Source organism: Methanosaeta sp. UBA458 (genome assembly GCF_002496085.1).
GTDB classification, from domain to species: domain Archaea; phylum Halobacteriota; class Methanosarcinia; order Methanotrichales; family Methanotrichaceae; genus Methanothrix; species Methanothrix soehngenii.
Genome location: NZ_DAIK01000135.1, coordinates 1 through 4548, shown reverse-complemented (window position 1 = coordinate 4548; position 4548 = coordinate 1). Strand labels below are relative to the sequence as shown.

Here is a 4548-nt window from a genome sequence, read left to right as displayed (position 1 = left end):
GGCACCCCGTCCATAACCCTGACGTGCTCATGGCCGGGGAAGCGCAGGTGCACGAACCACTCCTTGTAGAGTAGCCGCGCCGCCTGCTCCAGCAGCTGTATGCGCCGCCGGTTGTTCTCGATCAGGTCGTCATAGGCGGAAAGGATGGAGGCGATTGACTTCTGGATCTCAAGTGGAGGAACCGGAATCTCAAAATTGCGAAGCACTGTCAGATTGATATGGGGGACACCAGATGAGGACGTAAAATTCGTAATCCTATCAATGACTTCACGGCTGGAAAAATAGTAGTACAGAAAGAATTGGTCTGCTTTGGTGTCGTCAACAGTCAGCTTCATTTGACTCTGGGAAACAACATATCGATCTGATATACCTTCTTTTGGAATGATTGCTACTTGGCCAAGGGTACCACGCTGTGTGAAAACTAAGTCACCTGGTTTAGCAAGATTGCCGGATAGGTCCTTGCGGACTTTTGAATCGGAGACGTAAACGAATTCGTTCATATCTAGGAAACGACCGTTGTTTAGATTGGATCCCCGAATCACAGGAATACCTTGATCAGAATAATCACGCGAAGTAAGTTTCGAGCCAAACGGACCCCCAACAAAAGAGTAAGGCTCATCAGCAGCAAGCAACTCAAGCTTCTTGCGAGGCCAGCTCATACCCCCAGCTCCTCGAAGTATTTCTTGATCTTCGAAGCTGGTCGCACTCCCCCTGGATTGTTCCTCTTCCATGAGGTCAGGCCCCTTCATTTTCATCCCAGGTCAGTTCAGCCTCGATCTCGGCCACGCTTGGCAGTTTGCTCTGCAGCTCTTCAGGCAGAGTCTTCACAAGCTTTGTCTCCCAGCCTGCAACACCCATCGGCTTTTGGATTCCACGCAGGGCGTATTCGACCTCGATCCTGCTTCCTTTGCGGCATAACAGGAGTCCAATGCTTGGTTTATCATCTGGGTGGCGGAGCAAATCATCAACCGCTGAAAGATACATGTTAAGAGTTCCCACAAATCCGGGATCAAAAGAAACAGATTTCAATTCAACCACTACGTAGGAGCGCAACTTCAGATGATAAAATAATAGGTCAAGGTAATAGTCCTTAGTTGCGAATTCGAGGTGAACCTGTCTTCCCACAAAGGCAAATCCTTCTCCAAGCTCCAGGAGAAAGCGCTGGATGTGGTCTATCAGCCCTTTTTCCACTTCTCGCTCCCGGCGTGGATCGGCAGTTCCAAGGAAGTCAAACAGATATGGATCTTTGAATATCTGAGCAGCCATATCGGAATCGCCAGGCAGCAGTGTGAGGTTAAAATTGTTTAGTGCCTTGCCCTGCCGGTCATGTAGCTTGCGTTCGATCTGCATTACCAGTACACTGCGGCTCCAGCCTTCTTCCAGTCCTTTCTTCGCATACCAGAGGCGGACTTGTGAATCTGCTACCTTTTCCAGAAGAGCAATATTATGATACCAAGTGATTTGTGCAAGCACCTCTTGCACAATCTCCCGGTCGGGCCACGCAGCAGCAAATGCGCGCATGTATTTCAGATTTCTTGGCGATAGCCCCTGCATGTCAGGAAATGCCTCTCGCAGATCTGCTGAAAGCCGGTCAATGACCTTTGCCCCCCATCCTTCCTTTTCCTGACGATCAATGATAGTCCGCCCGATGTCCCAATAAAGAAGCACCATCGAGGAGTTGGCGGACATGACCACGCGCAAACGTTCCTTCTGTATGCGTTCTTTGATCTCACCAATGAACACGGCATAGCTTTCTGGCATCTCTTTATGTCCTGCTGCCACCGGAAAAGATGCGTCGTCATGCAGTTGCCCACGATAACTTCGCTCCTCGTCCTTCAAATCCCCAGCTCCTCAAAGATTGAGTCTGTAATTATTACTATGAAGCTTTTGCTCCAATTGCCTTTCCTTCCCAGCTTGAACATCATCAGGGAATTCTGGCCGTTCCTGTTGTACTTCATGATTTCTGCGGCATCGCGGCCATAGTCTAGCTCGAAGTACATAAAGCGCATGGCCCGTCGGTGTGCCTGAAGAACACTCAACGGCCGGAGCAGAAATAGTTGAGATCCGATTCTTCGTTTGCCTTATTGAAGCTGTTCCGTGGGCGCTCTCCTCTACAAACAGATGCCACCTCCTTCGGATAAACTATTTCCGTTGAAAAATCTCAGGCAATGGTATAATGTGGCCAGAGGAGCTATTCGAAAGGCAGCATGATGACGGCATAAAAGAAGCAGTCCTGAAAGATGCGGTGATCATAAGGAGAATGAGTGCCAGTGATTTAAATGCAGCTCTGGAGATCGACCGAGAGGTCTTTGGAGGCTATGACCCGAACATATTCGCCGCTTTTTACGAGTACCATCCTGCCACAACACTTGCCGCAAAGGTGAACGGGGAACTGGCAGGCTTCGTCCTGGGATTCAAGCATGCTCCCTTCGAAGGTCGGGTCTTCTGGCTGGCAATAAGGCCGCGATATCAGGGCAGAGGGATAGGCATGAGGCTGATGCTGGCCGTCCTCAAGTCCTTCCGCAATTTAGGAGCATTGGGTGCTACTCTTGAGGTGAGAGTCAGCAACAGGAAGGCTCAATCTCTTTATTCCAACCTGGGATTTCAGATAAGAGGCATCTGTCCCTCTTACTACTCCGATGGAGAGGCAGCATTTGTCATGAAGGCCCGCCTTTAGCCGTCTCTTGTCTGCTATTACTCCAGGCCCCGGGCGGTCAGACGGAACTCTGCAGTTCTATTTTCCGGCAGGGAGCGGTGCTTCATCAGCTGTGCTCTCCGCAGGCCCTCTCCGGCCTTTTCTAGAAATATTATCGCTTTGCACATGTGCTCCAGATATGTGCCGCCTAATGGCCGAAGGGAGTTGCTCTCGATATCGGTATAGACCTGATTGGTTATGACCACAGGAATCCTGTGCCTCCGGGCGATCTCCTGCAGCTCCGAGAGCTGGACGGTCAGAGCTCGACGGGCAGGCCGGCTGTCCTCCGCCTCCAGGAGCATGCGGTAAAGAGACGTCGCCGAATCAAGAATAACCAGCCCCAGATCCCTTCCTGCGATCTTTGATGCCTCCCTGATGGCCATTGCCTGCTGCTCGAGGCTCATGGGCTCGAAGATCATTATCTTGGCCGCTATATCTGCAGCACCAGGTCCGGCAATCTGCTTGAACCTCTCAGCGGAGAAGCCCTCCGTATCGATGAAGATCACCCGAAAGCCCCTGGCCACCGCAGCCACCGCCAGCTGCAGGACGATGTTGCTCTTCCCTGATCCCGATTCACCATAGAGCTCAGTGATTATGCCCGACTCAAATCCTCCGCCCAGAAGGAGGTCCAGGCTCTGACAGCCTACAGGCAAACGTTCAAGGGTACTCATAGAAATCGAATTTCTATCATTAATCGCCTATCTCTTATGGGCGAAGTTATCGATCCGGTCCATTAGCCTCTCCATCGCCTCTCTCTCTCTGGGGTTGCCGCAGCGGTTTATTATCCTCTGGGTCTTCATCAACTCCTCGAAATAATTATCGCTTCGAAGGGACATATATCTGGTGGCAGCTACCGCTGCTTCTACTACCAGGTTGGCTCCCCGGTTGACTGCCCGGAAGTCCTTTCTCAATAGCTCCCCTTTTACCGGCTCGATATTGGCGATTATGATATCCGAAGCGAAGGGATCGCACTTGAATAGCAGCCAGGCCTCAGTATCTTTTAGAATCGGCAGGCCATCGCAATGCGTGAAGTACTCCTGGGGCAGGTCCTCTAAAGCTGTCTCCGCGAAGATCCAGGCATCGTGGGTGACATTGGCCACAAACCATTTCCTGGTGAGGATATTCTCATAGGTGTGAGTTCCTAAAAATAAGCGGATATATAGGCTATCCTCACTCCTGATAATTCCTAAAGGAGCAGCATTTACTCTGCCACCTGTCTCTGTGGTGGCAATTATCTCGTTTATGCCCTCCAGTATTCCCAGCTCATCAAGAGCCTCTTTGCCATAGAACATGATCAAAACCGCAATCTCCTCAGAAGAGAGATAAATAAAGATGCCGCAATCAGGTCTGCTGTAGAGCCCGGATTCATATCCCTGTTGTTCAATTCGCAATCCATCTTCCTGGCCTTATTCAGGGTGGAATCAAGGAGCGCATCTACAGCCATACGGGATACTTCCACCGCTCTTTCCCTTCCGAACTTGGCGGATATAAGGCTGTCTGGCACCTCGGCTAGGGCTTCAAGGAAGGTCCTGACCACGCCATCATTGAGGCCGTATATGGATACCATCTCCCGCAGCCTTCCGGCGAGCTGGAATGATCGCTCAAAGTCCGTGGCCCATTCGCGAGCAACGATATCATGATCCAGGGAAAGTCTCATCAGTTCGAGAAGGGATTGGTTGCCATCAATCAGCTTTCTTTCCCAGTCCGGATCCTTCAGGCTGAAATCATCGACCTGCACTACTCTTGCTCCCGCCAGATCGAAGGCCCGATAGAAGTCTAATGCATCCTGGACGGTGGTGCTCCTCAGAACTCTCGCCAGCTCCTCCTCAAGCCCATCATCCACCCCATCATCC

7 protein-coding genes are annotated in these 4548 nt (G+C 51.2%); 1 reads left to right on the top strand and 6 read right to left on the bottom strand.

Annotated features, from left to right (window positions below; all coding sequences use genetic code 11):
• The 3 genes from BP822_RS09795 to BP822_RS09785 all read right to left on the bottom strand — a co-directional run.
• On the bottom strand, positions 1 to 749 hold a 749-nt coding region (locus BP822_RS09795), incomplete at its 3' end, for a restriction endonuclease subunit S (RefSeq protein WP_286878216.1).
• A complete protein-coding gene (locus BP822_RS09790) occupies positions 736 to 1839 on the bottom strand; it encodes a PDDEXK nuclease domain-containing protein (protein WP_013718055.1) in 1104 nt (367 codons plus the stop codon). The genes BP822_RS09795 and BP822_RS09790, both read right to left, overlap by 14 nt.
• Positions 1836 to 2000: a hypothetical protein gene (locus BP822_RS09785; RefSeq protein WP_157863592.1), complete on the bottom strand. Its 165-nt coding sequence runs from the start codon at positions 1998 to 2000 to the stop codon at positions 1836 to 1838. Before BP822_RS09785 ends, BP822_RS09790 begins: the two co-directional genes overlap by 4 nt.
• 176 nt (positions 2001 to 2176) lie before the next feature.
• On the opposite strand from BP822_RS09785, the gene rimI reads away from it, so the two are divergent.
• On the top strand, positions 2177 to 2677 hold the full coding sequence (rimI, locus tag BP822_RS09780; protein WP_273278753.1) for a ribosomal protein S18-alanine N-acetyltransferase: 501 nt from the start codon (positions 2177 to 2179) through the stop codon (positions 2675 to 2677).
• A 17-nt stretch (positions 2678 to 2694) separates the two neighbouring features.
• On the opposite strand, the gene radB is transcribed toward rimI, so the two are convergent.
• The 3 genes from radB to BP822_RS09765 form a co-directional block, all read right to left on the bottom strand.
• Positions 2695 to 3366 (bottom strand): DNA repair and recombination protein RadB, encoded by a 672-nt coding sequence (gene radB, locus BP822_RS09775; RefSeq protein ID WP_273271462.1) that lies wholly within the window; start codon positions 3364 to 3366, stop codon positions 2695 to 2697.
• Positions 3367 to 3393: 27 nt separating this feature from the next.
• A complete protein-coding gene (locus BP822_RS09770) occupies positions 3394 to 3987 on the bottom strand; it encodes a DUF447 domain-containing protein (RefSeq protein ID WP_048131566.1) in 594 nt (197 codons plus the stop codon).
• A 2-nt stretch (positions 3988 to 3989) separates the two neighbouring features.
• Positions 3990 to 4548, bottom strand: a 559-nt coding sequence (locus tag BP822_RS09765) for a triphosphoribosyl-dephospho-CoA synthase (RefSeq protein ID WP_286878215.1), incomplete at its 5' end; no start/stop codon positions are given.

What these genes read in the sequence shown, in the direction of transcription:
- BP822_RS09785 (WP_157863592.1), bottom strand. Translation starts at nt 2,000, where the DNA reads ATGTACTTCGAGCTAGACTATGGCCGCGATGCCGCAGAAATCATGAAG.
- rimI (WP_273278753.1), top strand. Translation starts at nt 2,177, where the DNA reads ATGTGGCCAGAGGAGCTATTCGAAAGGCAGCATGATGACGGCATAAAA.
- radB (WP_273271462.1), bottom strand. Translation starts at nt 3,366, where the DNA reads ATGAGTACCCTTGAACGTTTGCCTGTAGGCTGTCAGAGCCTGGACCTC.
- BP822_RS09770 (WP_048131566.1), bottom strand. Translation starts at nt 3,987, where the DNA reads ATGTTCTATGGCAAAGAGGCTCTTGATGAGCTGGGAATACTGGAGGGC.